The organism is Coprococcus intestinihominis, from assembly GCF_040096555.1.
In the GTDB taxonomy this organism is placed as follows: Bacteria; Bacillota; Clostridia; order Lachnospirales; family Lachnospiraceae; genus Coprococcus_A; species Coprococcus_A intestinihominis.
The window spans coordinates 1-1911 of sequence record NZ_JBBMEK010000396.1; the positions used below are offsets into that span (position 1 = coordinate 1).

The following is a 1911-nucleotide window of genomic DNA, read 5'->3' on the forward strand; positions in this document are numbered from 1 at the left end:
TTCCACTGATTCAATCACTGCTGTACACCACACTCAGAAAGGAGTTCAATATGACTGTAGCCGATACTTCTTATATGAAAGAAAAACCTGTTCTGTCACTGCTGCTGAGTATGGGTATCCCTATGATGCTTTCCATGCTCATCAATTCCCTCTATAATATTGTTGACGGTATTTTCGTTGCACGCATGAGCGAAGATGCAATGATGGCTATTTCCCTTGTCTACCCTGTCCAGAATCTTCTGCATTCTATCGCAGTTGGTTTCGGCGTCGGTACCAATGCTGTCATTGCCATCTTTCTCGGGAGCCGCAAAGGCGACGCAGCGTCATCTGCCGCATCCCAGGGAATTCTCCTGAATCTCTGCCACGGCCTACTGTTCATGGTTTTCGGCATTCTCTTTATGCGGCCATTCTTGAATATGTTTACTTCCAACGAAACAGTCATCGCTTATGGTATGCAGTATGGTATTATCGTCCTTTGCTTTTCGATGATCCACACAACAGAACTGTCTTTTGAAAAGATCTTTCAGTCCGTGGGTCGTATGAAAACATCTATGATCAGCCTTGGAAGCAGCTGTATGATCAATATTATCCTCGACCCGCTGCTGATCTTCGGCATTGGCCCATTTCCTGAAATGGGGATCCGCGGTGCTGCGCTGGCAACCGGTATCGGCCAGACCACCGGTTTATGCATCTACCTGCTGGCTAGCCGCATAAAACCATTAAATCTTCAGTTTAAAATGCAATACTTCAAACCGGACAAAAATATCTGCAGACGATTATACGGTATTGGCATTCCCGCTACTTTGAATATGGCTCTGCCTTCATTCCTGATCTCTGCATTGAATATTCTCCTTGGCACATTCTCAGATACACAAGTGCTTGTTCTTGGTATCTACTATAAACTGCAAAGTTTCCTGTATCTTCCTGCTAATGGTATGATTCAGGGCATGCGTCCAATTATGAGTTATAATTACGGTGCGCGTGAATCATCCCGTGTCAGAAGCATCTATCAGACTGCATTGTATATCATTATATTGATTCTTCTGGCTGGAACCGTTTTATGTCTGGCCGTTCCGGATCAGCTGATTCATCTGTTCAGCGATAATACAGAAACGATTGTTGCAGGCCGCCGGGCACTCCGCATTATCTGCATTGGATTCACTGTATCCGGAGTATCCGTCGTCACTGCAGGTGCTCTGGAAGCCATGGGAAAAGGCATACACTCATTACTTATCTCCTGTATGCGATATATTGTCCTGATTCTTCCTCTGGCTTTTATCTTCAGTCATTTTTTCGGTGTCAACGGTGTATGGCATGCTTTCTGGATCACGGAAGTCATCACAGCTGTCACCTCCGGTCTTATTTTCTATCATCAGTATCGGGCAATCGCCTGATACTGACTTTCTTTTTCTGTTCATGTCGATACCATACGCATCCTCCGACAAGTATCACACATGCAATACCGGCAATCAATCCGGCCGCCTGCCTGTCATTGGCCTTCTGTTTCTCCGGTTCTGCGGAATTCTGACGCCACTGCGTCCTGGATTGTTCTGTATGCTTCTTGAATTTTCTGGTTCGATCCGATGTATTCACCAGCACATGCCACTCCCCTGAATCGGCAGTATTGCCTGCCTTATCTTCTGCAACAATGCGAATCGTCTGATACTCATCTGAAGCTCCCGTCTGCAATTCAAGCAGTCTCTCCGCTTCTTCAATCTCATCTTCCGAAAACTGTTCTTCCAGCCTGCCGTCAAGATAATATTTCACACAGGAAAGCTGTGTATTATCATCAACCGTCACCTGAAAATTATGAGATGTTCCATGATAATACTGCTGCTCTTCCAGATTAATTATCGAAATTCGAGGTGCTGTTCGATCGACAATAAAACCGATGGTCTGCGCCTGCTGTTC

The 1911-nt window shown here is 45.4% G+C and carries 2 protein-coding genes; one reads left to right on the plus strand and one right to left on the minus strand.

The genetic code is table 11. From position 1 onward, the window contains the following. Nucleotides 1-110 precede the first annotated feature (110 nt). The gene (locus tag WMO25_RS17580; RefSeq protein WP_349086487.1) at nucleotides 111-1394 is read left to right on the plus strand and encodes an MATE family efflux transporter; all 1284 of its coding nucleotides are present in this window, start codon (nucleotides 111-113) and stop codon (nucleotides 1392-1394) included. Here WMO25_RS17580 and WMO25_RS17585 read toward each other — a convergent pair. Further along, the coding region (locus WMO25_RS17585; protein WP_349086486.1) for a hypothetical protein at nucleotides 1360-1911 on the minus strand (552 nt) is incomplete at its 5' end. The two genes, WMO25_RS17580 and WMO25_RS17585, sit on opposite strands and share 35 nt — an antisense overlap.

Excerpts from the sequence above, each read along its gene's own strand:
- WMO25_RS17580 (WP_349086487.1), top strand. The coding sequence starts at position 111 with ATGGGTATCCCTATGATGCTTTCCATGCTCATCAATTCCCTCTATAAT.